General features: G+C 70.9%; 20 protein-coding genes. 10 read left to right on the top strand and 10 right to left on the bottom strand.

The features are described 5' to 3' along the window. Positions 1-273: 273 nt before the first annotated feature. Positions 274-795, bottom strand: a complete 522-nt coding sequence (locus EIZ44_RS27105) for a D-alanyl-D-alanine carboxypeptidase family protein (protein WP_037819499.1) — start codon at positions 793-795, stop codon at positions 274-276. After that, complete coding sequence (gene bla / locus EIZ44_RS27100) at positions 792-1,688, bottom strand: class A beta-lactamase (RefSeq protein WP_134666528.1); 897 nt, start codon at positions 1,686-1,688, stop codon at positions 792-794. The genes EIZ44_RS27105 and bla overlap by 4 nt, the downstream gene beginning before the upstream one ends. 105 nt (positions 1,689-1,793) lie before the next feature. Here bla and EIZ44_RS27095 point away from each other — a divergent pair, with 105 nt between their 5' ends. Then, the gene (locus EIZ44_RS27095; protein WP_167754292.1) at positions 1,794-2,732 is read left to right on the top strand and encodes a LysR family transcriptional regulator; all 939 of its coding nucleotides are present in this window, start codon (positions 1,794-1,796) and stop codon (positions 2,730-2,732) included. Continuing rightward, a complete protein-coding gene (locus EIZ44_RS27090; RefSeq protein WP_037819503.1) occupies positions 2,722-3,627 on the top strand; it encodes a serine hydrolase in 906 nt (301 codons plus the stop codon). The genes EIZ44_RS27095 and EIZ44_RS27090 overlap by 11 nt, the downstream gene beginning before the upstream one ends. 278 nt (positions 3,628-3,905) lie before the next feature. Here the strand turns inward: EIZ44_RS27090 and EIZ44_RS27085 are convergent, their stop codons facing one another. Beyond that, positions 3,906-4,859 (bottom strand): SEFIR domain-containing protein, encoded by a 954-nt coding sequence (locus EIZ44_RS27085; protein ID WP_167754290.1) that lies wholly within the window; start codon positions 4,857-4,859, stop codon positions 3,906-3,908. A gap of 180 nt (positions 4,860-5,039) precedes the next feature. Here EIZ44_RS27085 and EIZ44_RS27080 point away from each other — a divergent pair, with 180 nt between their 5' ends. The 4 genes from EIZ44_RS27080 to EIZ44_RS27065 are packed head-to-tail and all read left to right on the top strand — an operon-like array spanning position 5,040 to position 11,110. Continuing rightward, a complete protein-coding gene (locus EIZ44_RS27080; protein WP_043833410.1) occupies positions 5,040-5,615 on the top strand; it encodes a TIR domain-containing protein in 576 nt (191 codons plus the stop codon). Between the two features lie 3 nt (positions 5,616-5,618). Beyond that, a complete protein-coding gene (locus EIZ44_RS27075) occupies positions 5,619-7,223 on the top strand; it encodes a KGGVGR-motif variant AAA ATPase (RefSeq protein ID WP_134731965.1) in 1,605 nt (534 codons plus the stop codon). A 60-nt stretch (positions 7,224-7,283) separates the two neighbouring features. Then, positions 7,284-7,916 (top strand): hypothetical protein, encoded by a 633-nt coding sequence (locus tag EIZ44_RS27070; protein ID WP_205670119.1) that lies wholly within the window; start codon positions 7,284-7,286, stop codon positions 7,914-7,916. Continuing rightward, positions 7,913-11,110, top strand: coding sequence for an ATP-binding protein (locus EIZ44_RS27065; RefSeq protein ID WP_134731963.1), 3,198 nt, complete (start codon positions 7,913-7,915; stop codon positions 11,108-11,110). Before EIZ44_RS27070 ends, EIZ44_RS27065 begins: the two co-directional genes overlap by 4 nt. Positions 11,111-11,159: 49 nt before the next feature. Here the strand turns inward: EIZ44_RS27065 and EIZ44_RS27060 are convergent, their stop codons facing one another. Then, entirely contained in the window at positions 11,160-11,867 is a 708-nt protein-coding gene (locus EIZ44_RS27060) for a S1 family peptidase (protein WP_037819510.1), read from the bottom strand. A gap of 258 nt (positions 11,868-12,125) precedes the next feature. On the opposite strand from EIZ44_RS27060, the gene EIZ44_RS27055 reads away from it, so the two are divergent. Beyond that, entirely contained in the window at positions 12,126-12,542 is a 417-nt protein-coding gene (locus EIZ44_RS27055; RefSeq protein WP_009076775.1) for an STAS domain-containing protein, read from the top strand. A 115-nt stretch (positions 12,543-12,657) separates the two neighbouring features. On the opposite strand, the gene EIZ44_RS27050 is transcribed toward EIZ44_RS27055, so the two are convergent. Together EIZ44_RS27050 and EIZ44_RS27045 are read right to left on the bottom strand one after the other, a co-directional pair. Continuing rightward, positions 12,658-13,308 carry a sigma-70 family RNA polymerase sigma factor gene (locus EIZ44_RS27050; RefSeq protein ID WP_167754289.1) on the bottom strand — a complete coding sequence of 217 codons (651 nt, stop codon included), beginning with the start codon at positions 13,306-13,308 and terminating at the stop codon, positions 12,658-12,660. 282 nt (positions 13,309-13,590) lie between these two features. Continuing rightward, on the bottom strand, positions 13,591-14,550 hold the full coding sequence (locus EIZ44_RS27045) for a hypothetical protein (RefSeq protein ID WP_106961345.1): 960 nt from the start codon (positions 14,548-14,550) through the stop codon (positions 13,591-13,593). 420 nt (positions 14,551-14,970) lie between these two features. On the opposite strand from EIZ44_RS27045, the gene EIZ44_RS45215 reads away from it, so the two are divergent. The 3 genes from EIZ44_RS45215 (at position 14,971) to EIZ44_RS27035 (ending at position 19,570) form a co-directional block, all read left to right on the top strand. Then, entirely contained in the window at positions 14,971-15,114 is a 144-nt protein-coding gene (locus EIZ44_RS45215) for a hypothetical protein (RefSeq protein ID WP_205670120.1), read from the top strand. Positions 15,115-15,176: 62 nt separating this feature from the next. Then, the gene (locus EIZ44_RS27040; RefSeq protein ID WP_205673317.1) at positions 15,177-17,339 is read left to right on the top strand and encodes an ATP-binding protein; all 2,163 of its coding nucleotides are present in this window, start codon (positions 15,177-15,179) and stop codon (positions 17,337-17,339) included. A 638-nt stretch (positions 17,340-17,977) separates the two neighbouring features. Further along, the gene (locus EIZ44_RS27035) at positions 17,978-19,570 is read left to right on the top strand and encodes an FUSC family protein (protein ID WP_134731959.1); all 1,593 of its coding nucleotides are present in this window, start codon (positions 17,978-17,980) and stop codon (positions 19,568-19,570) included. 410 nt (positions 19,571-19,980) lie between these two features. Here the strand turns inward: EIZ44_RS27035 and EIZ44_RS27030 are convergent, their stop codons facing one another. From EIZ44_RS27030 to EIZ44_RS27015, 4 genes are read right to left on the bottom strand one after another with little or no spacing between them, the layout of a single operon-like run. Beyond that, positions 19,981-20,385, bottom strand: a complete 405-nt coding sequence (locus tag EIZ44_RS27030; protein WP_134731957.1) for a hypothetical protein — start codon at positions 20,383-20,385, stop codon at positions 19,981-19,983. 4 nt (positions 20,386-20,389) lie between these two features. Next, positions 20,390-21,829 (bottom strand): MDR family MFS transporter, encoded by a 1,440-nt coding sequence (locus tag EIZ44_RS27025; protein WP_037819519.1) that lies wholly within the window; start codon positions 21,827-21,829, stop codon positions 20,390-20,392. Next, a complete protein-coding gene (locus EIZ44_RS27020) occupies positions 21,826-22,293 on the bottom strand; it encodes a hypothetical protein (protein WP_134731955.1) in 468 nt (155 codons plus the stop codon). The genes EIZ44_RS27025 and EIZ44_RS27020 overlap by 4 nt, the downstream gene beginning before the upstream one ends. Before the next feature lie 25 nt (positions 22,294-22,318). Continuing rightward, on the bottom strand, positions 22,319-23,413 hold the full coding sequence (locus EIZ44_RS27015; RefSeq protein WP_037819523.1) for a calcium:cation antiporter: 1,095 nt from the start codon (positions 23,411-23,413) through the stop codon (positions 22,319-22,321). Positions 23,414-23,507: the final 94 nt, after the last annotated feature.

The following is a 23,507-nucleotide window of genomic DNA, read 5'->3' as shown; positions in this document are numbered from 1 at the left end:
GGCAGCGCCGGCGGCGGGCGGCGGGGCGGCGTTCCCGCCGGAGCCGGAGCCGGAGCAGGCGGTGCACGCGAGCGCGGCGGCGGCCGCTACGGCGCCCCAGCGCAGGAGGAGACGGTTCGAGACCGGGCGAATCATGCGGTTTCCGTTCGGGACAGGCCCAGGACGCCCCCGGGCACATCCGGTTATTCGCCCGGCTCAGGCTTTCGTTACCGCTTGTCCGGTTTCGTCACGTATCTGTGACTCACGGCCTGGTCCACAGTGGACGAACCAGGCTCAGCTGGCGGCGCGAGTGGCGGCGAAACCGGGATGCGGCAGCCGCTGCGGGCGGCCGTCCGGGTGGTACTCGAAATGCCACCATTCGTTGTCGTACACGCGATACAGGCCGAACCGTCCGCCGTGGGCTTCGAGCCACTGCGCGCCTTCGTAGGGCCGCACGTCGAGCGCGACGCCCCGCACGTGCTGCGATTGCGCGGGCGGGAGCGTGAGGTGCAGGGCGAGTTCGTGCGAACCGGCGCGCTGGACCTCGGCATGGAACAGGTCGGCCTGCGTCGCGGCGTCCCGGTGACCGGAAGTCAGGCCGAGCAGGATTCCGTGCCGCCACAACGCTTCGGTGCGCGCCGCGGTGAATGCGGCGTGCGTGCCGGGGGTGAGCCCGGCGAGGTTTTCGGCCGGATAGCGGGCCCCCAGCGCCCACTGGCACGCGACGTGCCGTGCCCGGCCCCGCGCGACCACCCACGCGACCGGCACAAAAAGCACCGCGAGCACGTGGGTGACCACCCGGTAGATTCCGGTCACTGCAACGCCTTCACGACCGCGGCGGCGGCCTGCGCGATCAGCTTGTCGTCGGTCTTCGCGTCCTTCTGCGGGCGATCGGACAGCACAGTGAGCACGATCGGCGCGCGGTGCGGCGGCCAGAGCACGGCGATGTCGTTGCGCGTGCCGTAATCGGCGGACCCGGTCTTGTCCGCGACCTGCCAGTCCGCGGGCACGCCGGCGCGGATCACGTGCGCGCCGGTGGTGTTGGCGCGCATGATCTTGGTCAGCACGGCCTGTTTGTCCGCCGGGAGTCCCGAGTCGAGCGCGACGGCGCGCAGGTCCTTGGCCCAGACTCGCGGGGTGGTCGTGTCCCGGACGTCACCAGGGCTCGTCTCGTTGAGAGCGGGCTCGATGCGGTCCACGTGGGTGACCGTATCCTCCAGCCGGCGCAGCTCCGCAGCCAGCCCGGCGGGACCCCCGATTTCGCGGAACATGAGGTTATCCGCCGTGTTGTCGCTGTAACGCAGCGCAGCGTCGAGGACGCTCTGTAACGACATTTGCTCCCCGATGTGCTTCTCCGTAATCGGGGAATTGGGCACGAGATCGCTTTGCCGAATCGTGACCGTGCGGGTCAGATCATCCCCGCGGTGCAGGATCGCTGCCGCGTTGAACACCTTGTGCGTGGAAGCGTAGGCAAACCGGTCGTCCGCGTGATAGGCGACCTCGCGGCCGTCGCCGGTGTCGATCGCGTAGACGCCGAGCCGGGCGCCGAAAGCCTTCTCCAGCGCGGCGAAATCCGGCTGCGCGACTGTCTTGGCCGCCGCCGGCGCGGCGGACTGCGCGGAACTCGCCGGGGCGACCGGTGTTGCTGGTGTGGCACATGAGGCTAGCGCGACCAATGCGAACGCGGCCAGGGTCAGCCTGCGGAACACGGGGTTCTCCCTCCGAAGTCGATCAACTCCCCAGCAGCGTGCCCGCGTCCGGTTCATGCGGTCCAAGACACTTCCGTGCGACATGATGCGAATCTGGCATAAGCTCTGGTCGTGGACTTGGTCGGCTGCTGCAAAGCGTTCGTGAGCGTGACCGAAGCGGGGAGCTTCACCGGCGGCGCGGCGGTCGCGCGGATCCCGCAGCCGGTGGCGAGCCGCCGGATCGCCGCGCTCGAGAAGCACCTGGGAGAGCGGCTGTTCGACCGGTCGACGCGGCGGGCGCGGCTCACGCCGTTCGGCCGGGACCTGCTGCCGTCCGCGCAACGCCTGGTCCGGCTCGCCGAGGCGATGGAATCGGACGCGCAGCGCGCGCGTCGGCGGCCGTTGCGGCTGGCGGTCCCGGACACGTCGACCACCCGCGATCTCGCCGAACTCGAAGCGCAGGCGCGGACGGTGGAGGTCTTTCTGGAGTTCCGCGTCGCCGGGCCTGCCGAGCGGGCCGAACTGGTGCGGACGCAGGAGGTGCGGGCCGCGCTGGTCGCGGTGCCGCCGGAGGACGGGGTGTGGACGGTGCCGCTCGGGCTGGCGAGCGAGGCCGAGCCGGACGAAGCCGTGGTGCACCTGGAAACCCTGCGCGCGGGCCGGTCTCGCGGGGCGCGCCGCCGGGTGTGGGTCCAGCCGGAGGACGACGTGCCGCATGTCCGCGACCGCGTCTTCCGCGCCCGCGACGCGGCCGGGCTGCTGCCCGCGCAGGTCGAGGTCGCCGGGACGCTGACGACGGCCGCGGCGAGCGTGATCGGGTCGGCGGATCTGCTGTTGTGCTCGGCGGACCAGGCGCGGGAACTGGGGCTGGCGTGGCGTCCGGTGGGCGGCGTCCGGCTCGCGCGGGGATACGACGTGGCGGCGGGGCTGGGCGACGACGTCGACCGGGTGCGGGCGCCGTTGCGTGCCGCGATCGCGCGGTGCCTGGGGGCGGAGGTCGCGACGGGGGAGCGCGCTCGCCGTCCGGGCCCGGGCGGTGCGGCAGACTGGCGCCGTGAACACTGAGGCGCTGCTGGCACGGCTGCGGGACGAACTCGACGAGGGCGGGCTGCGAGGCTCGTTCCTCGTCCGCGATCTCGGGTCCGGCCGCGAGATCGGGATCGAGCCCGACCTGGAGTTCGCCACCGCGTCGCTGGTCAAGGTGCCGCTCGTCGCGGTGACGCAGGACCGGATCCGGCGCGGCGAACTGGACGGCGCGCGGCAGGTGGAGGTCGAGCCCGGGCGTGCCGAGAGCGCGGGGCCGACCGGCCTGGCGCGGTTCCGGCATCCGGCGCGGGTTTCGGTCGAGGACCTGATGTACCTGGCCTCCGCGATCAGCGACAGCGCGGCGGCTGACGAACTGTTCGCCCTCACCTCGCCCGCGGAGGTCACCCGGACGGTGCGGGACTGGGGCATCACCGGCATCTCGGTGCGGCATTCGCTGAGCGAGCTGAGCGACACGCCGGTGGAACGGTTCGACGCGGCCGAGGTGCACCTCGCGCATTCGCTGGCGATCGGCGCGGTGACCGAGGGGCAGGGACATCCGGTGCGGCAGCTGGACGTTTCGCGCGCGAGTTCCGGTTCGGCACGCGCGTTCACCGATTTGCTGACCGCGTTGTGGACGCCGTCGAAAATCGACCCGGACGTGTCCGCGCGGGTGCGGCAGCTGATGGGCGAAAACCTGCTGCGCCAACGGCTGGCCCCGGATTTCGCGTCCGATTCCGCGAAGTGGTCCTCGAAAACCGGGACGCTGGTGAATTTGCGGCACGAGATCGGGGTGGTGGAGCACTCGGACGGCCAGGCGTTCGCGGTCGCCGCGCTCACCGAATCCCGGGTGCCCGCGGCGATCCAGCCGGAAGCGGAGATCTTGATGGCGCGGGTCGCGCGGGCCTTGCGGGACCACCTGCGGGCCCGCGGATAGGCCGGATCCGCCCTCGCGGCGAATCCGGCCGTTCCGCGTCAGGCCAGGCCCAGCAGCGTGAGGATGAGAACGATTCCGTGCGTCTGCATTTTCCCGCACCTCCCTCCCGGATCCAGGCACAGAAAACCCCGGCCGCGAAACAGTGCTCTTTCGCGGCTGATCGGGTTTCCGTGATTCTCGGCGAACCGCCCGGAACGAGCGGCGTGCACCCAGAATGCGATCCGGGAACGGGCGCGGACAAGGCGTTTCCTGTTTCCTCGAAAGCAGGAAACGCGCGCCTAGCGCAGTGTCGGGTTTCCCCAGGCAAGCGCGGCCGGGCGGGTGGTGCGGGCAGCCGGGCCCGCCGCGGGACGGCGGATCTCGAGCCGCAGCCGGCGGACGCCGGTGACGTCGAGTTCGGTGTGCCGCGGACTGCCGGACGCGGAATGGTCGAGGTGCCGGATTTCGCCGTCGAGCCGGACGCAGAACTGCCCGATCTGGAAATCCGCGTCCTCGGCGTCGTCGAGCACTCCGGCGACCGCGGTGAAATGCGCGTAGGAGCCGCCGAGGTCGATTTCCGCGAACGCCCACGCCCCGGAAGTCGGCCCGGCGGTGCGGAAAACGACGCTGTGCTCGTAGCTGATCCCGTCGATCCTTGCTGAGCCGGCGGTGATGTCCGCGCTCTTGTCACGCCACGGCAGCTCGGTCGCCAGTACCGGCCCAGGAGCGGAATCCGTTGCCCCGCGCCAGATCCCGCGCACCGGCCGTTCGTTCTGGCTGCGTCCGGTGATCGCGGAGATCAGCCCGGCGACGCCGTCGTCGGTGAATTCGGGAATCCGGAAATGCGTGGTGGAATACGGGGTGAGAAACGCCGGGATGTCTTCGACCGAAGCGCCGGGCAGCACCACCGGCAGGATGCGGCTGGTCTCGCGCTCCAGGTCGCGGGTGAGCGCGTCGCGCATGATCCGCGCCTCGAACTGGGAGCCGCGGCCCTCGTCGAAGGGCGCCTCGCCGTCCGCGCGCCGCCGGTAGTTCGGCGAGGCGATCACCAGCACGAAATCGGCGGCGTGGATGTTCCGGATCGCCCAGGCCGACCAGTCGATCCGGGACGCGTCGTCCCATTGGTCCAGCCGGACGTCGAGCCCGATCTTGGCGCGGAGGAAGGTGGCGAAGGTCCCGACCTGCCGGTAGTGCTCGGCGGCGGTGTCGTGGGCGTAGCTGATGAAGATCCGGGGTGCGGCGGGGGCGGACATCGGGCTCCTCGAATTCCGGCGGCAGCGACCGGTCCAGTCTCGGGTCCGGCCGGCGGCAGCGGGTTTTCGGCCACAAAGTGTCCAGAATCTGTCCCTTGCCGGGGTCTTCGCCAAAGGTATCGTCGTGGTCCGAGGACGGGATCGCCAGGACGCGGAAATCGACGGGGGAGCGCTGCCCAGGTGTACCACTACGACGTTTTCATCAGTTACGAACGGCGCGCCGAGGCCATCTCCAAATGGGTCCGCAACCATTTCCACCCGCGGCTGTGCGAACTGCTCGACGGCAACCTCGACCGGGACGTCCAGGTGTTCTTCGACGGGTCGGTGCGGGTCGGCGGCAAGTGGCCGGACGAACTGCGCTCCGCGTTGCGGCACACCAGAATCCTGGTCCCGGTGTGCTCGCCGAAGTACTTCTACAACGAGTGGTGCCTCGCCGAATGGGCCTCGATGGAACGCCGCGAAGAACTCGCCGGACGGGACCGCCCGGCGACCCTGATCTACCCGGTCATCTACTGCGATTCGAAAAACTTCCCGCCGTACGCGCACCAGCGCCGGATGAAGAACCTGACCGAGTGGAATCATCCGTACGAGCAATTCCAGGTCTCGGCCAAATACATCGGTTTCCACGACCAGATGAACCGCATCGCGACCGAGATCGAAGAACTGCTCAGCGCGGCCCCGGCGTGGCGGCCGGACTGGCCGGTGCTGACTCCGCGGCCGGACGTCCCGCCCGCTTCCCGGTTCCCGAGGCTCTGAGCGATGACGGGCGTCGTGATCACCTTCTATTCCTACAAGGGCGGCGTCGGCCGCAGCTTCACGCTGGCCAACATCGCGGTGCTGCTGGCCCGCTGGGGACACCGGGTGCTGTGCATCGACTGGGACCTCGAAGCACCGGGTCTGCACGAGTACTTCCGGCCGAAGCTGGACCACGATCCGCAAGGCGGCGTAGTCGATCTCGTCGCCGATTTCCGGGCGGGCACCGTCCGGCCGAACCGGCACATCCTTCCGGTCCGTCTGGACAACGTGCCCGGCACGCTGGACTTTCTCGCCGCGGGCGACGACGGCCCCGAGTATCCGGGACAGGTGCAGGGAATCGACTGGGAAGGGCTGTACGACGAGGAATTCGGCGAGTACCTCGAACGCTGCCGGGAAGCCTGGACCTCGGAGTACGACTACGTCCTGCTCGACAGCCGCACGGGGATCTCCGACGTCGGCAGCATCTGCACCGCGCACCTGCCGGACCGGCTGGTCGTCCTCTACACCGCGAACATGCAGAGCGTGCGCGGCGCGGTCGACGTCGCGCGCCGGGCGAATGTCGCGCGGAACGCCCTGCCGTACGACCGTCCGCAGCTTCCTGTGCTGCCGGTGCTTTCGCGGTTCGACACGCGCGAGGAGTACGACCGGTCGGAAAGCTGGCGGGAGATCTGCCTCAAGGAGACGCGAAGCCTGTTCGACAGCTGGCTGGACCAGGACGTTCCGCCCGCGGTGATCGCGCGCCACCTCACTTTGCCTTACGTCTCGTACTGGACCTTCGGCGAACAACTGCCGGTGCTGCTGGAGAAAAGCCCGGGTGCGGACCAGATCGGGTTCGCGCTCGAGACCGTCGCCGCGGTGATCGCGCATTCCTTCGACCGGACCGAGCTGCTGGCCGAAAACCGCGACGCGTACGTGGCCGCGGTGCGCACCCGGACGCAGAGTTTCGCCTACGACATCCAGGTCAGCATGCCCCGGTCGAACCTCGAAGCCTCCCGGGAGCTGGTGGCGGAGCTGGAGAATCTCGGCATCCGGGTGGGCCGGTCGCTGTCGGGCGACCGTTCTTGGCTCGGCCGCGCGGAAGCCGACGCCCGGCACCTGTGCCTGGTGATCGACGGCAAGGCGAGCCGGTGGCAGCTGGCGGAGGTCGAGTTGTTCCTGCACCGCACGCTCGGCCAGGACCGCAGGCTGATCCCGGTGCTCACCGAGGGAACCGACTCGCGCGAGCTGTCCGGCTACCTCGGCAACCTGCGGCATCTGCGCCTCAGCGCGCTGAACGGCCCGGCGAAGGTCGCGCGGACCCTCGCCGACGAGATCGGCGCCGGACGGGCACTGGTCGACACCGGTCAAGCGGACCTGGTTTCCCTGCTGCGGCAAGCCGAACACGTCCGGCTGCGTCCGGAACTGTGGGACCTCGTGGGCGAGTTCGCCAGCGAACTGCCCGCTGTCGTCGGGGCCGGGGACAGCGTGCGCGCGCAGGAGCTCGGCGCGGACCTGGCCGTGGTGCTGCGCCCGCGTCACGACAACGGCGCGATACCGCCGCCGCTGCCGGTCCAGAAGGCCCTGGCGTGGGCCCAGCAAGTGCTCGACGTGCGGGTGAACGGCAACTAGCCGCACCTGCCAGACACCCGCCCGCGCCCGCGGCCGGGATGCCCCGAGGAAGGACGGCGGATGCACGAACGACTGAGCCACAAGCAGTCCGCGGCGATGATCGCGCTGATGGTGCACGGCAAGGAGATGACGAATCCGGAACTGCGCGAAGCCGCGGGCTTCGCGCTCGACGGGAAGGACCGGGTCAAGCTCAACCAGCGCTACGTCAGCAGCAGGAAATCCGGCCGCGCGTTCGCGCATCAGCTCACCGACGCCGGCTGGGACTGGTGCGCGGAGGAACTGGCCGCGCTGTCCCCGCCGCAACCGGTGCGGAGCACGCTGACCGTGGTGGCTTACCTGGCGCTGAACAAGTTCTTCGAGTACCTGCGGCTGCACAACGTTTCGCTCAAGGAGGTTTTCGGCGGCGCGGAGGGCAACGCGCCGCAGGCGGTCAACCTCAAGGAAATGATCGTCAAGGCCTATCGCGAACTCGCTCGCGAGCCCCGGGGGTGGGTGGGGCTGGCCGATCTGCGGTCGTCGCTCGGCCACGCCGAGACCGCCGAGGTCGACGCGGTGCTCAAGGAGCTGAGCCGTACCGGGCAAGCGAAACTGGTGCCGGAATCCAACCGCAAGGTGCTGACCGCGGCGGACCGGGCGGCGGCTGTGCGCATCGGCGGTGAAGAGAACCACATGCTGTCCATCGAGGCGTCATGATCGAACATCTGGCCGTGCTGGCGACTTTGCGGTTCGACTGGGCCGACACGCCCGACCACGTATGGCGCGATTCGCCGTACCACGTCGACGGGCTGCATGCGGACGTGATCGCCGCGATCGACGTCGGCATCCGCGACGCGGCGGCGAGCGAGGGGCCGAGCCCGATCGGCCTGGTCATGCAGGGGATGAAGGGCGTCGGCAAGACCCATCTCCTCGGAATGGTCCGGCGGGCGGCGCACCGCGCGGGCGGGTACTTCTTCCTCGACGACCTCACCGCGGGCGACGCTTTCTGGGAGAACACGGCCGACGCGCTGCGCCGCGGTCTGCTGCGCACCGACGACTCCGGCGAGACGCAGCTGCGCAGTTTCGTGCGCCGGGTCTGCGAACGCGGCGACGTGTCCTGGGAAGCGACTTCGGCGTTGCTGGGCACGGGCGCGCTGACTCGCGCGCACCTCGACGCGTTCGTGCTGGGGCTGCGCAAGCTCGACCGCCAGGTCGCCGTGGAATGCGCGGACACGGCCCGCGCGCTGGTGCTGTACGCCGCGGAAGACCTGACCCAGAACGAGATCGGCGACGAGTACCTCGGCAGTTCCGAGGAGTCGAAATCCGGCGTCCGCCGGAAGTGGGGCATCCGGGCGAAGGCGAAGTCCGCGCTGGGGCAGGTGCACGACATCACGCGGCTGCTCGCGCTCACCGGTCCGCTCGTGATCGGGGTCGACCAGCTCGACACGCTCATCGCCCGGTCTTCGTTGCAGGCTCGCGAAATCGGGCATCGCGGCGAGGAAGACTTCCTCGTCGCCCAGATCGCCGACGGCCTGATGGAACTGCGCGAGGTCACCCGGCGGACGTTGACCGTGCTCGCCTGCCTCCCGACGACGTGGATGCTGATCAAGGACAAGGCCTCGGACACCGTGCCGGACCGCTTCCGCGAAACGCTGACGCTCGGCCGGGTGCTCGACGCCGAGGTCGGACGGCGGCTGGTGGAGCGGCGGCTCGGAGTGGCTTACGCCGCGATGGACTTCACCCCGCCGCATTCGACCTGGCCGGTCGCGCCTTCCGCGTTCGACGGGCCGTGGGAGGAGTACACCCCGCGCGAACTGCTGAAGCGGATCGGCGCGCACATCGACGCCTGCGTCCGCGCGGAGCGGGTGCAGGAGCTGACCAGCTTCGACACCGACGCCCCACCGGTGCTTTCGGCCCGCGCGGAACCGAAGCCGGACCGCTTCGCCGAACTCGACGCCTGGTTCGAGCAGTTGCGCGCGGCCGCGGATCCGTCGGCGCTGCTCGACCACAAAGTGGAAGACGAGGTGATGCCCCGGCTGCTGTCGGCCGCGCTGCGCGGCTGGATCACCGAGGTCGGCGACGACGAAATGGAGTGGGACGCCCGCGGCAGCGAGGACGAACTGCACGCGTGGCTCACCCACACCCTCGACGAGGACTCCGATCTGGAGGAGCACTGGGCGTTCCGGGCGATCTCCGTGCGGCATCCGCTCGCGGTGCTCAACCGGTTCCGCAAGGCGCGCTCGGCCGCGGGACTGCGGCCCGGGGCGGACAACCGCCACCTCGTCCTGATCCGGAACTCCTCGTGGTCCAAAGGGGAAAAGACGCAGGCCGAGATCCGGGCGTTCGAAGCCGCCGGAGGGAAGCGGCTCAAGATGTCCGAAGCGGACGTCCGCACGTTCTGGGCGCTGGACGAGATGTTCGCCAAGGGCGGCCCGGACGTCCACGAATGGCTCATCGACCGCAGGCCCGCGCGGCGCTCCCAGCTGCTGTCCGGAGTCCTGCCTGACGCGGCGGTGCGCTCCGGCGGCCCCGCGAACCCAGCCCCGCTGCCAGTAGAGAAGCGACCCGTGCACCCGGCACCCGCCGCTCAGCCCTCCCTCTTCACCCAGACCGCGCGCTCAAGCCGCAACGGAACCGCCCAAGCCCCGCGTTCGGACGGGACCCACCCGCCGCCCGACGGCGCCCTCACCCTCGGCACCGAAACCGGTTCCGGCAAACCCATCCGCATCGAACTCTCCGCCCTGCGCAAGCACGCCGCCGTCTTCGCCGGTTCCGGGTCGGGGAAAACGGTGCTCCTGCGCCGGATCATCGAGGAATGCGCGCTGCTCGGCGTGTCGTCCATCGTGCTGGACCCGAACAACGACCTCGCCCGCCTCGGCGACGCGTGGCCGAGTCCGCCGAGCGGCTGGGGTCCGGAAGACGCCCAGCTCGCCGAGCGCTACTTCGAGGAAACCGACGTAGTCGTCTGGACGCCGGGCCGCGCCACCGGGCGGCCGCTCGGGTTCGAGCCGTTGCCGGACTTCGCCGGGGTGCTCGACGACGAGGACGAGTTCTCCGCGGCAGTCGAGGTGGCGGTCGCGGCACTCGCGCCGCAGGCTCGGCTCACCGGCAGCACCGCGAAGGCGGACATCGGACTGGCCGTGCTGCGGCAGACGATCGTGCACCACGCCCGCGCCGGGTCGCGGAGCCTGCCGGAGCTGATCGAGGTCCTCGAGGACCTCCCCGAAGGCGTCACGAATCTCAACGGCGGCCGGAAAATCGCCGCTGAGGTCGCGGAGCTGCTCAAGGCCGCGATGGTGAACGATCCGCTGTTCGCCGGAGCCGGCACCCCGGCCGACCCGGCGGTGCTGCTCACCCCGGCCGACGGCAAGCGGGCGCGGATCTCGGTGATCAGCTTCGCCGGGCTGCCCGCCGAGGCGCAGCGGCAGAGTTTCGTGAACCAGCTGCAGATGGAGCTGTTCGCGTGGATCAAGCGGAATCCGGCGGGAGACCGGCCGCTGGGCGCGTTGTTCGTGATGGACGAGGCGCAGACGCTCGCGGCGTCCGGGTCGCTCACCGCGAGCACGCGCAGCACGATCGTGCTCGCCGCGCAGGCCCGGAAGTACGGGCTGGGGCTGCTGTTCGCGACGCAAGCCCCGAAGGGCCTGCACAACCAGATCGCCGGCAACGCGATGACGCAGTTCTTCGGGCGGCTCAACAGCCCGGCGCAGATCGCCGCGGCGAACGAGATGGCGCGGGCGAAGGGGAGTCCGGTGGCGGACATCTCGCGGCTGGAGCGGGCCCAGTTCTACGTGTCCGGCGAGGCGTTCGGGTTCCGGCGGGTGTCGACGCCGCTGTGCCTGAGCCACCACCCGGCGAGCCCGCTGCGGCTGGAGGAGGTGCTCGCGCGGGCCAGGGACGGGGAGGGGTGAAACAAGCGGCCCGGACCCGGGGATCCGTCCGGGTCCGGGCCGCCCGCGATCAGACGCCCGCGACCGACTGGATCCAGTCGCGGTACTGGGTGACGTTGATGTAGGCGGTGTAGGACTGGCGGTCGCTCGTGGAGGCGACGCCGACCTGCTTGCCGTTCGCGTACATCGGGCCGCCGGAGTCGCCGCCGGCGGTGATGCCGTCGCCGCGGTTGGCGCACACCGAGACGCCGGCCGCGCCGTCCGGGCAGTCGACCGAGGTGACCTGGACGTTCGCCACCTTCAGCACCTGCGACTGGCAGTTGATCTCCGGCTGGTCGGTGCAGGTCGCGCCCCAGCCGTAGACCTGCGCGGTGTCGCCGACGTTGACGTCGCTCGCGGTGCCCAGCGGCGCGTACTCGGTCTGGACCTTCTGGTCGATCTGGACCAGCGAGATGTCGGCGTCGGGGGAGTCGTGCACGGACGTCGCGGAGACCTCGGTGCCCTGGGTCTGGTCGAGGCTGCCGACGTGGAAGGTGATCTGCTTGCCGCCCGCGCCCTGCGTGCAGTGCCGGGCGGTGAGGATCCAGTCGGGAGCGATGATCGTGGCCGAGCAGAGCTCCTGGCCGCCGGCGAACATCCGGGCGGCGGCGTGCAGGGAGTCGGCCGTGCTGCCGTCGATGATGGCGGGCTGGGCGGGGGCGGCGGTGGCCGGGGCCGCCGCGGCGACGGCGGCGAAGGCCAGGCCGGACAGGACTGCGGCGGTACGCGCGATTCGCACTGGTGATCATCTCCGGTGGGTACGGGGAGTGTGGTCAGGTACTGACCCACCGTCGTGAATGTCGGTAAATGACGGAACCCGCCGAAGGTCGGGCCGGTTCAGTTCCCGACTTTCGTCGTGGGACAAGCGGACCAGTGCGCGTTGACGAGCCGCCGACAAGGACTGTGAGCGCGGTCACCGTGCCCGGAGGTCCAGAATGGTGTCGGGTGGACGAGCGGGCGCGACGGGCCCCGCCTGGACAGGGAGTGCTGCACGCGGATGGAAGCCGGCTCACAGGGATCGGCACGGCTGAAGTCGTCGTACCGCTACGACGACCTCGACGTGCTCACGCTGCTGCTGGCGGGGGAACTCGACGCCGGCACCGCGCTGGTGGTGGTGCGGGCGGTGACGTTCGCGCTGGCCAAGCGCCCGATGGCGCTGGTGCTGGACCTGACCGGGCTGACCGAATTGAGCGACGCGGGCGTGCACGTCCTGCGGGCCGCGCAGGACCGCGCGGCCGCCGAGGGCGTGGTGCTGCGGCTGCTCGCGCACCCCTCGGGCGCGGCGGGCCGCAGGCTGGCCGAAACCGGGATGACCGGCGTGTTCGACATCTACCCGGATCGCACGGCGGTCCGCGTGGAGACCGACCGGATCGCGTTCCTGCGCCGGATGAAACGACGGCTCGACGCGGGCTGAGCCGGTCCGGACCCGGGCGTTCCGGGCCCGCCCGCGCCGCCGAAGTGGCCCGAGCGGGTGAACTTCGGGGATTTTTTCTCCAGTGGTCCGGACCAGTTCCGGCGATGGTGCGAGTTCACGTCAGCAGCGCTTCGGCGAGTCCCTGCTCCTGGATCGAGTCCCGCAGTTTCGCCAGCGCGCGGCATTGCGTCACCCGGACGTTGCCCGGCGACATCCCCAGCGCCTTCGCCGTCTCGGCCGAGGTGAGGCCGACGACGACGCGCAGCGTCAGGATTTCCTGCTGCAGCTTCGGCATGCCGGCCATCAGCCTGCCCAGCGAAGCGCCGAGGTCGGCCGTCATCGTGTGCGATTCGGGGCCGTCGCCCAGATCCGGGTTCTCCGGGACGTCGGACACCGGCCGCGAGCGGTCGCGCGACACCGCGCGGAACGCGTCGGCCACCTTGTTCGCCGCGATCGCGCGCACCAGGTGCAGGAACGATCCGCCGCGGTCCTCGTAGCCCGGGACGGCCTGCAGGACCGCGATGCACACCTCCTGCGCGACGTCGTCGGCCGACAGGTACGACAGGTCGCGTCCGCCGATGCGGGCGCGGCAGTAGCGCGCGATCACCGGTTTCAGCAGCCCCAGCAGTTCCGGAGCCGCGCCGGGGACCTTGTCGCGGGCCGCGCGGACCACGGTTTCCAGCCGCTGCGCAAGTTCGGACGGGCGCGGCAGCGCGGACAGCGGGACGTAGCCTTCGACCGGTTCGGGCACGGTGGCGGTGGGCATAGGGGTCGTTCCTTTCGTACGGGCGGCCGCGGTGGTCTCGCCCGCTCGATCCGGGAATCGGCCGCCCGGGCGCCGGTGTTGCGCCCGGGCAGGTGTTGTCCAGCTTCTGTCCGTTGCGCGGCAACGGAATCCGCACGGACCTGGACAGATCTTGGACAGGTTCCGCCGGCGGGTAGCGCGGTGCGGCGCGGCGGCGATCCCGGTGCGGTCGGAGAAATCCCGATCGGGAAGGGGAATCGCGATGATCACGCACTGACCGGAGCCGGGCCCGGCCGGGGAGGTTCAGCCGGCCGGGCTCCACCGGATGCCGTAGGCGAACCCGGGCGCGAGCCGGTCGAACCGCAGGTGCACCTCGCCCGAGCCGTCCGGGCTCACCACGTCGCCGCGCGCGCCCAGATCGCGTGCGTCGTCCTGGAACACGCGGTCCAGCCGCACGATTTCGGTCGGCGGCGCGGCCGGGAAGCGCACGTGCAGGTCGAACCGGTCGACCGGATGCCGCGGCACGCACACGTAGTGCGGATGCCGGAACTCCGCGCGGAACCGCAGCGCGAGGTCGTGCGTTTTCCCGCGCGGCAACGGTTCGGCCAGCTGCAGCGCCAGCCCGACCCGGTCGTTCGACTCCATCGCGCGGCGGACCAGCGTGCCGCCGTGGAAGACGTCGACGTCCAGATCGCTTTCCCGCACCGGCCCGGAGGCCGTGGACGTGGTGGTGAGGGTGAGCGCGAGGTCCAGTTCGGCGAGCTCGTCGGCGTCGGCGACGATCCGCCGGAACTCGAACACCTCGGGCCGCTCCTGGTCCAGGGCGAGGGACACGCGCAGCAGTTCGGTGTGCCAGCTGCCCTCGGGCGCGGGCCGCCCGCCGCCCTCGCGCGGGCCGGCGAGCGCGAGGTGCGCGACGTGCTCGATGCCCTCGTCGATGCGCCGCCGGATCGTGCGGTCGTCGCGGTCGAGCTCGCGCGCGGCCCAGTGCACCCGCTCCTGGTAGAACGGCTTGCGCGCCGGTTCGTGCATCGCGAACGCCGCGAGCACGGCGATCCGGAGGTCGTCCGGGAGCGTCTTGGCCAGCGGTTCCAGCACGTGCGCGAGCCGGTCGCGGATCTCGACGTTTTCCGCGTTGTCGGGAATCCCGCACACCTCGCGCAGGACCGGGCCGACCCGAATCCCGAGCGGAGTGGTGAAAACGCCGCGCCCCTTCCGGAGCACTTTCAATTCCGCGACCAAGTCCGCCGCGTTCGGTTCCACCCGTTCCTCCCTCGCGTCTCCCCGCCCGCAGCCACTGTTCCGCAATGCGGGCGCGGATGTCCAGCCTCGCCCGGGCCCGGCGCACGGACTGTGACCGGAATGATTTCCCATTCCCGCGTCCGGCTGGTGCGACCGGGTTTATCCGGGCGGAAATTCGCTCGGATGGCTCCTTCCCGAAACGGCGGGTGACTGTTCCAGTCAGGGACGGCTGCGCCGCTTTCGATCCCGCGACCGGGCCGGCGTGCGGGCTGGCGCCCTGCTCATCAGAGCGGAATGCCTTTCGCCGCGGCGTTGCCTCCGGTTCCCCGTTCACGCGATTAAGGTGGAAACGGGAAACTCCTTCCCCGATTGCCGCGCGCTCCCGCATTCTCGGGACAAGCCGCTGATCAGGCAGGCGGAAATCCTCGGAAGGAGCTTGTCGTGAAGGTCGTCTGTTCGTTTTCTCTGCTGGTGCGCGCCGCGTTGTGGCTCGCCGCGGCCGCGCTCGTGTCCGGAGTCGCGCTCGGCCATCCGGGCGGACCGGCTCCGGTCGCGCCGCCGGTGTCGGTGCGGACCGCGCCGTGACGAAACCCCGTCCCGGCGTCTGCCGGACAGTCATACTGGGAGCGAGAAGAAGGTGGGGGCGGATGACAGCGCGCGCGACGTTCGGGGCGGAACTGCGGCGGCTGCGCACCTCGGCCGGGCTGTCGCTCGCCGAACTGGCCGGACGGGTGCATTACAGCAAGGGGTACCTGAGCAAGGTCGAAACCGGCCTCGCCGCCCCGAATTCCACACTCGCGGCATTGTGTGAATCCGAATTCGGCACTCCAGGAGCCCTTACCGCACTGGTTCCCGCGGAAACCGGAAAACGCCGGACCCGGCCGGACGTCCGCCCGTCCGGCCTCCCTCCGGTAACCGCGGACTTCACCGGCCGCGATGCCGAATCCCAGGCCGTGCGCGAGATTCTCGAGTCCGACGGCGGAGTCTGCGTCATTTCCGGCATGGGCGGGGCCGGCAAGACCGCACTGGCGGTGCGGTGCGCGTACCGGCTGGAGGCGTCCTTCGCCGACGGCAGCCTCTTTCTCGATCTCCGCGGCACCTCCGACGAACCGGTCACGCCCGCCGACGCGCACGACCGCCTGCTGCGGATCCTCGAGGTGCCCGCCGACCGGATCCCGGCCGATCCCGACGACCGTGCCGCGCTCTTCCGGACTTGCCTGCGCGGCCGGAGTTTCCTGCTGGTGCTGGACAACGCGGGCAGCACCGGGCAAGTGCGCCCACTGCTGCCCGCGGAACCGAAATGCCGGGTCGTGATCACCAGCCGCAGCCGCCTGCCCGCATTGGACGAAGCCGAGCACGTCTCGCTGGGCGTCCTCCCGTCCGCTTCCGCCGCCGCCCTGGTCGCCACTCTGACCGGGGCGCCCCCGGATGCTGCCCTGCGCATCGCAGACCGCTGCGGCCGCCTTCCGCTGGCGATCCGGATCGCCGCCGCCCGCCTGCGCGCCCACCCAGCATGGGATGTCGCGGAGTTGGAACGCCGCCTGGCCGACGAAACCCGCCGCCTGGGCGAGCTCGACGACGGCGAACGAAGCCTCGCCGCCGCCTTCCGGTTGTCAGTCCGCCAATTGGAGCAGCCGGAAGCGCGGCTGTTCGGGTTGCTGGCCCTGCACCCCGGCGTCGACTTCGACGTCACCGCGGCGCAAGCGCTCGGTTCCCTGGACGCGGTGGCGGCTGAGCGTCTGCTGGACCGCCTGCACCAGGCGTACCTGCTCACCCAGCCGGAACTGGGCCGGTACGGTTTCCACGACCTGGTAAGGGTTTTCGCCGCCTCCGACGTGCCCGGCGAGGATGCGCTCCGCCGCTTGGCCGATTTCTCGGTCGCGACCGCGGAACGCGCCGACCGAGCGCTGAGCGGCCCACGGTACCGCCCGGAGGTGACCTACCCGCCCGGGCTGCCCGAGGTGGAATTCCCGGATCAGGACAGCGCGATCGCGTGGTTCCGCGCCGAATGGCCGAACCTGGTCGCACTCTGCCGCCGGACCGGGGAGTCCGAGCGATGCTGGCAGCTGGCGTTCTTCCTGCGGGGCTTCTTCTACCTGACCAAACTGTGGGACCCGTGGATCGCGACGCACCGCTGGGCCCGCGCCGCCGCCGAAGCTGTCGGCAACCGTTGGGCCGCCGCGACGACCACCGCGAACCTGGGAATCGCGTACGTCGACCGCGGCGATCTGGACGAGGCGTCCCGGTGCTATCGCCAGGCCCTGCGGGAGTACCGGGAAATCGGCGACCGCCACGGCGAAGCGACCGCTCTGGCACATGCCGCGTGGGCCGAGCACTATCGGGGCAACCACGAACAAGCCCTGCGGGACCTGCGCTCCGCCGCCGATTTCTACGACCTGACCGGCAACCGACGCAGCGGCGCCATCACGACGCGAGGTGTCGCCCTGGTCCTGACGGCCCTGGGACGGCCTGCCGAAGCCGCCCGCCTGGTCGAGGAAACGGTGGCGGTTTTTGAGGAACTGGGACTGGAACTGGACGTCGTGATGGGCCTGAACTGCCTTGGCTGGGCACGATTCCGCGCCGGGGATCATCCGGGTGCTGAGTCGGCGTACCGGGAAGCGGCCACCCGCGCGGAGACCTGCGGCAGCACCCACGAGGCGGCGCGGGCTCGCCTGGGGCTGGGAAATGCCGCTGCGGCGCAGGGGATTGCGGATGTGGCTGCGGCGCAGTGGGAACGGGCCGAGGCGACCCACCCGGATCTCGACCCGGTGACGGTGGGGGAGGCGGCTGCGCGGGCAGAGTTCCGGTGAGCGACGGAGGGCGCTGGCTTCTCCGGGGCGGCTGGGCTGAGGTCGGTGCGCCGGGTTTGTCGAGTTCAAGCCTGGGCGGGGGCGTGCACGACGGTTCCCGGTCTGGTTCGCGGGCCGGGGCATCGGTCGGAGAGAGTAAGAAGTGGCCGCCGCTCGGCGGGCAGCGGCTCGATCGTCGCGAGACGAGAGCTCGCTGCTGCGATGCACGAGGGCTGGCGTGGTGCACGAGCGACGGGCCGCGTTCGGCGGGGTTGGCCGTGGTTTTCTGTCCGCCGGATTAGTGGGGGGTGCGGCGGGTTGGCGTGACGGCTGTGTTCGCGGGGCTGGTGGTTGTCTTCTGCTCGCAGGGGTTAGCCAGCGGAGCTTGAGGGCTGGGTGTCGCGGTGGGTTGGAGTGACGGCTGTGTTCGCCGGGCTGGCGGTCGTCCTCTGCCCGCGGGGTTCGTGAGCAGAGCCCGAGGGCTGGGGGGTGAGCGGCGAGGCAGGGCACAGCCGCGTCCGGTGGGCCGGGCAGTGTCTCTCCGTCCGCAGGCCAGGCGTTTCGATCCCGGAGCGAACCCGGCGCCGGGAGTGTGCTCGCGGTCTCTGCCAGCCGTGGCCGGGCTTTCGGGGTGGGTGGCGGCGTGTTGGGATGGGCGGATGGGATCGCCCGAGCCGGTTGAGCAGTTGCCTCGCGTGGCGGGTTTTCGGGCGCTGATGTTCGCCTTGCCGCCGGTCGGGCGGAGGTGGTCGGCGGGGTTGCGGGCAGCGGCGGCGGTGGCCGTTCCGGGGAACGCGCTGGTGTTGGCGGGGGCCTCGGCCTCGGCGTTGTTTGTCACGCTGGGGACGTTCGCGGTCTTGTACGGCGAAGGGCGGCCGTACCGGGTTCGGGCGGGTGTCGTGGCTACTGCTGGCGCCGGGTTGCTCGCGGCGGCTGCGTTGGGTGCTTCGGTGGGGACCGTGGTGCCGCCGGGGCCGGTGTCGGTGCTGGTGGTCTCCGTGGTCGCGGTGCTGGCGACCTACGTCGTCGACGCGTTGCGGCTTGGACCTCCGGGGCCATTGTTCTTTGCGCTCGTGTGCGCGGGTGCGCAGGCGGCGGTCGAAGCTGGGGCCCGGCCGTGGGTGGTGCTGGGGTGCGCTGCGGCGGGGGTCGGATCGTCGGTTGTGGTGTCGATGGCCGGGGTGCTGGTCGACCGGACCAAACCGGAGCGGACGGCTGTCGAGCGTGCGGTGCGGGCTGTCGACGCGTTCATTTCGGCTGAGAGGAAGACGGCGGAGGCTCGGCACGCTGCCGGTGCCGCAGTGTCCGCGGCGTGGACTTCGCTGCATGACGCGGGACATCCGCGCCGGGGCACGCAACCGGACCTGGTGACGACGTTGCTTGCTGCCCATCGGCGGTTCGCGGACGCTTCGCCGGGCGAGTCCGTCGAACTGCCGCCGGGGAAGCTGCCGTTGCCGCGACCGAATCTCGGGTACCGGCTGCGGCGGGCGGTTCCGTTGCGGTCGCATGCCGCGTTGACGGCGTTGCGCGTCGGTGCCGGTTGCGTGGTCGCTGGGGAACTGGCGGTGGCAGTCGGGTTTGGACGGCCGCACTGGGCGGTGCTGAGTGCGTTGGTGGTGCTGCAGCAGGGGTTGGACCGGCGGCGGGCGAATGTCCGTGCGCTGCACCGGTTTGTCGGGACCGCGGCTGGGCTCGTGCTGTTCGGGCTGATGATGATGGTCGCGCCGTCCGGGGTGGTGCTGATTTTGATTCTGGCGGTGTTGCAGTTCTGCGTGGAGCTGGTGGTGCCGCGGAATTACGCGGTGGCGACAGTCGTCATCACGCCGCTCGCCCTGCTGGCTGCCGGGGTGGCGAGCCAGCCGGGGCCGGTGTGGCCCGCGGTGGCGGACCGTTTCGCGCAGACGGCGATCGGGGTCGTGGTGGCCGTGGCCGTGCAGTATGCGGTGGTGCCGCGTGCGCACCGGAAGACGTTGGACTGGACCGGGTCTCGAGTGCGCGCCGCCGCGCGGGCGGTGCTGGCCGGTGCGCCGGTTCCGCGGGCGGCTGCGCGCCGGGACCTCCAGTTCGAGCTGGAAGGCGCGACCCGGGCCGGGGTGGATTCGGTGCACAACGAGCCTGGCTGGGCCGCCGAGCGCTGGCCCGCCCACGCGGCCCTGGTCCACGACGGTTACGACCTGCTCCAGGCCTGCTGGTCCGCGCCGGATGGCAGGGTGCGGGACGTCGAACGGTGGGAGCGTGCGTTCGGTCGGTGAGACCGGGACCCCTGCCCGGCTGGATGGCGGCGCGGTGTGGTGGGGGTGGGTTCGGCCGGTGAGACCGGGGACGCCTGCCCAGCCGAACGGCGGCGCGGCCTGGCGAGGCGATGGGCTGGTGTCCGACGATTGCCCAGGTGCTCGGCGACGGCGCCGGTCCGATCGTGGCGAGCGCGAGGCTGATCGGGGCTTCGCGGACGCTCTACGGGTTGCGGGCACAAGGCCGCAGCCATCGCTGCGGACCTGCGTGTGGCTGCCTCGTGGACAGCGGGCGCTGACCTCAGCGCGCTAGGTCGCGATTTCGCCGCGGCCCAGCATCCGCGTCCGAACCGAGCAGTTCGAGGCCTAGCCAACGACCGGACAGCGGTCGTCAGCGCAGGCCCCGAGCCGCTCGTTCTGAAACGGCCCGGTCATCGAGGACGCAGGGCTGCCTCGACCTCCTCCTGCTCCGCCTCGCCGGGGACGATCGTCAGCGGGCCTGCGACCTCCAACAGGCCCGGGTGCCGGACGGTCCAGCTCAGCACCGGCAGCGAGTCCTTCGTGAGGTCGTGTGCGGACGTCACGGTGACCCCGGGTGTCGGGCCGCAGGTGACGACGTCTGCGGACTGGCCGCGGCCGTCGCTGTGGCAGAAGGCGGTTCGGCCGTCGGCCGAGAGGGCCAGCAGCGCCGGGGTGCCGTCGGCGGTGGTGGCTGGCAGGACGTGCTCATAGCCTGCCAGCCGGCGCGTGATCAGGCGGTGGACGCGTCGGCCGCGGATGCTGGTCATCGGCGCGGTGTAGGTGCGGGCTACGGTGTCGAGCCGCTCTGAGTCCACGGGATCAGGCCTCCTCCGGTTGTTCCGGGCGGGGCGACCGGACGAACCAGGCTCCGATCACCGCGGCCACTCCGATGCAGCCGGCGACGAGGAACGCCATGTGCAGGCCGTCGGCGTCGGGGCTTACTGCTGCGTGTTCGGCGCTGCTCAGGGTCGCGACGCTGATGAACACGGCGGTGCCCAGCGCGCCGGCGACCTGTTGGAGCGTCGAGAGGATCGCGCTGCCGTGCGAGTAGAGGTGGTCGGGCAGCGCTGCCAGCGATTCGGTCATCAGCGGCGTCATCATCAGGCCGAGACCGGCCATCAGGACGATGTGGATGCCGATCACCGCGATCAGCGGCGAACCCGGGCCCAGCAACGAGAACAGCCACAGCGAGACCGCCATCGCGAGCGCGCCGGGCAGGACCAGCGGGCGCGCGCCGACCCGGTCGAACAGGGCGCCGACCGGACGGCCGAGCAGGCCCAGCACCAGACCTCCGGGCAGGACGGCCAGGCCGCTGACGAAGGTGGACTTGTGCAGGACGGTCTGCAGGTACAGCGGCAGCAGGATCGCGCCCGCGCCGATCAGGCACATGAACAGCAACGCGCTGAGCCCCAGCGCGACGACGAAACTGCGGTGGGTGAACGGCCGCAGGTCGAGCAGGGCGCGGTCGCGCTGCTGCAGGCGAAGCTGCCGCCAGCCGAACACTGCCAGCGAAACCACGCCGACGACGATCGGCAGCCACGGCGGCACCAGCGCGGTCTCGGCGGATTCGCCCGCGGACGACAGGCCGTACAGGACTCCGCCGAAACCGATGGCGGACAGGACAACCGAGAGCACGTCGAGCGGGACCGCGCGGGTTTCGCTGTCGATCCGCAGCTGCAGCATCCCCGCGACCAGCGCGGCCAGCGACAGCGGCAGCACGATGAAGAACATCCACCGCCAGCCGAGCGACGACAGCACCGCGCCGCCGATCGTGGGGCCGATCGCGGGCGCGACCGCGATGACGATGCTGATCGTGCCCATCGTCGCGCCGCGGCGCTGGGCGGGCACGAGCCGCATGACGGTGGTCATCAGCAGCGGGATCATCACCGCGGTGCCGCACGCCTGCACGACGCGGCCCGCCATCAGCAGGCCGAAACCGGGCGCGACGCCGCACAGCAGCGTGCCGAGGCTGAACGAGGCGAGCGAGAAGACGAACACCTGCCGCGGAGTGAACCGTTCGAGCAGGAACCCCGTCGTCGGGATCACCACCGCCATGGTGAGCAGGAAGCCGCTGGTGAGCCACTGGATCGTGGTGGTCGGGACGGCCAGGTCGACGGTGAGGTCGCGCAGCGCGACGCTCAGGATGGTCTCGTTGAGGATCATCACGAACGCCGACAGCACGAGCACGCTGATCAGCAGCCCGGGCTTGGCGGGCGGGCGCTCCAGTGCTTCCGTGGCGGGGGAGGAGACGCCGCTCATGGGCGCACCTCGCTGACCGAGGCGAGGGCGCTCGCGAAGGCGGCGGGCACGAGGTCGGCGGCGCGAACGAAGCGGGCGCCGGCCGACGGAAGGCTGCCGGGGAAAGCTCTGCGCGCGGCTTCACCGGCCGCTGCGGACGGGGTTGGGGACTGCTGGATCTTCACCTGGCCAGGATACGGAGAAGCACCGACAAAACCGGCGGCCTTTTCCTCCCGCGGACTGCGGCGGCGGCCCGCGAAGAGCCCCGGGAAGCGGCGGAAAAAGCGGCTCGACCAGCGGTAGGTCGCCAGCCGCGGCAACGATAAGCGAATCAGGAATCTCGTTCGCGGGCTTGCCGTGACAGGATCGCCGGGCGGCCCTTCTCCCGTCGAGGTCCGTGAGGGCTCCTTCACGGACTTGGATTCCCTCAAGGCGTCCTTCACGGCCCTTGCCACCGCGCGCGAAACGGTCAGCAGAAGCTCCATTGTGGAGCGTTCCGCCAGCACGCCGTCACGGATTCATCGCCAGCACCAGGAATCCCGCCAGCAACACCAGATGCACCCCGCCCTGAAGCCGCGTAGCCCGCCCCGGCACCACCGTCAGCACACTGACCACCACCGTGAGCGCCAGCAGCACGATGTGCGTCGGGCCGAGACCGAGCAGCAGCGGGCCCTTCAGCCACACCGACGCGAGCGCGATGACCGGAATCGTCAGGCCGATGCTGGCGATCGCGGAGCCGTACGCGAGGTTGAGGCTGATCTGCATCCGGTCGCGCCGTGCCGCGCGGACCGCCGCGAGCGTTTCCGGGGCCAGGATCAGCAGGGCGATCACCACGCCCACGAACGACTGCGGCAGCCCGGCCGCGCGCACGCCTGCTTCGATCGCCGGGGATTCGACCTTCGCCAGGCCGACCACGGTGACCAGCGCGATCAGCAGCAGAACGAGGCTTACCAAGGTCTTCTGGGCGCTCGGCGGTTCCGCGTGCTCCTCCTCGCGGGTCTCGCCGTCGTGGTCGACGGGAAGGAAGAAATCGCGGTGGCGGACGGTCTGCGTCATCACGAAAGTGGCGTAGAGAACCAAGGACGCACCGGCCGCGAAAGCCAGCTGCGGCCCGGAAAACGCCGGTCCGGGGGTGCTCGCGGTGAACGTCGGCAGAACGAGGCTCAGCGTCGCCAGCGTGCCGACCGTCGCCAGGGCCGCGCCGCTGCCTTCGGGGTGGAAGCGCGTTTCCCCGTACCGGCGCGCGCCCACGAGAAGCGACAGCCCGACGATGCCGTTGGTGGTGATCATCACCGCGGCGAACACCGTGTCGCGCGCCAGGGTTTCGGCCTTGTCGCCGCCGGAAGCCATCATCGTGACGATCAGCGCGACTTCGATCACGGTCACCGCGACCGCGAGCACCAGCGAGCCGTACGGTTCGCCGACCCGGTGCGCCACGACCTCGGCGTGGTGGACCGCGGCGAGAACCGTGCCCGCCAGCGCGATCGCGACCAGTGCGACCGGCACCGGACCCAGCGTGCGACCCCAGGTGAGCGCCAGCAGGACCAGGGCGAGCAACGGCAGCAAAGTGGTCCAGGACAACAGATAACCGCGGACGCTCGCCATGCGCACACCCTGGCATATCGGACCCCTGGTCGCCGGGCATCCCGTCCGCGCGGGGGAGTGTCGCGTCCGAAATGGACACTGCTCGTCGCCCGGC

The organism is Amycolatopsis nivea (assembly GCF_004522235.1).
Lineage (GTDB): Bacteria > Actinomycetota > Actinomycetes > Mycobacteriales > Pseudonocardiaceae > Amycolatopsis > Amycolatopsis nivea.
Note: the sequence above shows the minus strand (reverse complement) of the source record. Positions and strands in the feature narration are given on the sequence as shown.

What these genes read in the sequence shown, in the direction of transcription:
- EIZ44_RS27085 (WP_167754290.1), bottom strand. Translation starts at nt 4,859, where the DNA reads ATGTCCGCCCCCGCCGCACCCCGGATCTTCATCAGCTACGCCCACGAC.
- EIZ44_RS27075 (WP_134731965.1), top strand. Translation starts at nt 5,619, where the DNA reads ATGACGGGCGTCGTGATCACCTTCTATTCCTACAAGGGCGGCGTCGGC.
- EIZ44_RS27070 (WP_205670119.1), top strand. Translation starts at nt 7,284, where the DNA reads ATGCACGAACGACTGAGCCACAAGCAGTCCGCGGCGATGATCGCGCTG.
- EIZ44_RS27065 (WP_134731963.1), top strand. Translation starts at nt 7,913, where the DNA reads ATGATCGAACATCTGGCCGTGCTGGCGACTTTGCGGTTCGACTGGGCC.
- EIZ44_RS27055 (WP_009076775.1), top strand. Translation starts at nt 12,126, where the DNA reads ATGGAAGCCGGCTCACAGGGATCGGCACGGCTGAAGTCGTCGTACCGC.
- EIZ44_RS27050 (WP_167754289.1), bottom strand. Translation starts at nt 13,308, where the DNA reads ATGCCCACCGCCACCGTGCCCGAACCGGTCGAAGGCTACGTCCCGCTG.
- EIZ44_RS27040 (WP_205673317.1), top strand. Translation starts at nt 15,177, where the DNA reads ATGACAGCGCGCGCGACGTTCGGGGCGGAACTGCGGCGGCTGCGCACC.
- EIZ44_RS27035 (WP_134731959.1), top strand. Translation starts at nt 17,978, where the DNA reads ATGGGATCGCCCGAGCCGGTTGAGCAGTTGCCTCGCGTGGCGGGTTTT.
- EIZ44_RS27025 (WP_037819519.1), bottom strand. Translation starts at nt 21,829, where the DNA reads ATGAGCGGCGTCTCCTCCCCCGCCACGGAAGCACTGGAGCGCCCGCCC.
- EIZ44_RS27020 (WP_134731955.1), bottom strand. Translation starts at nt 22,293, where the DNA reads ATGGAGCTTCTGCTGACCGTTTCGCGCGCGGTGGCAAGGGCCGTGAAG.
- EIZ44_RS27015 (WP_037819523.1), bottom strand. Translation starts at nt 23,413, where the DNA reads ATGGCGAGCGTCCGCGGTTATCTGTTGTCCTGGACCACTTTGCTGCCG.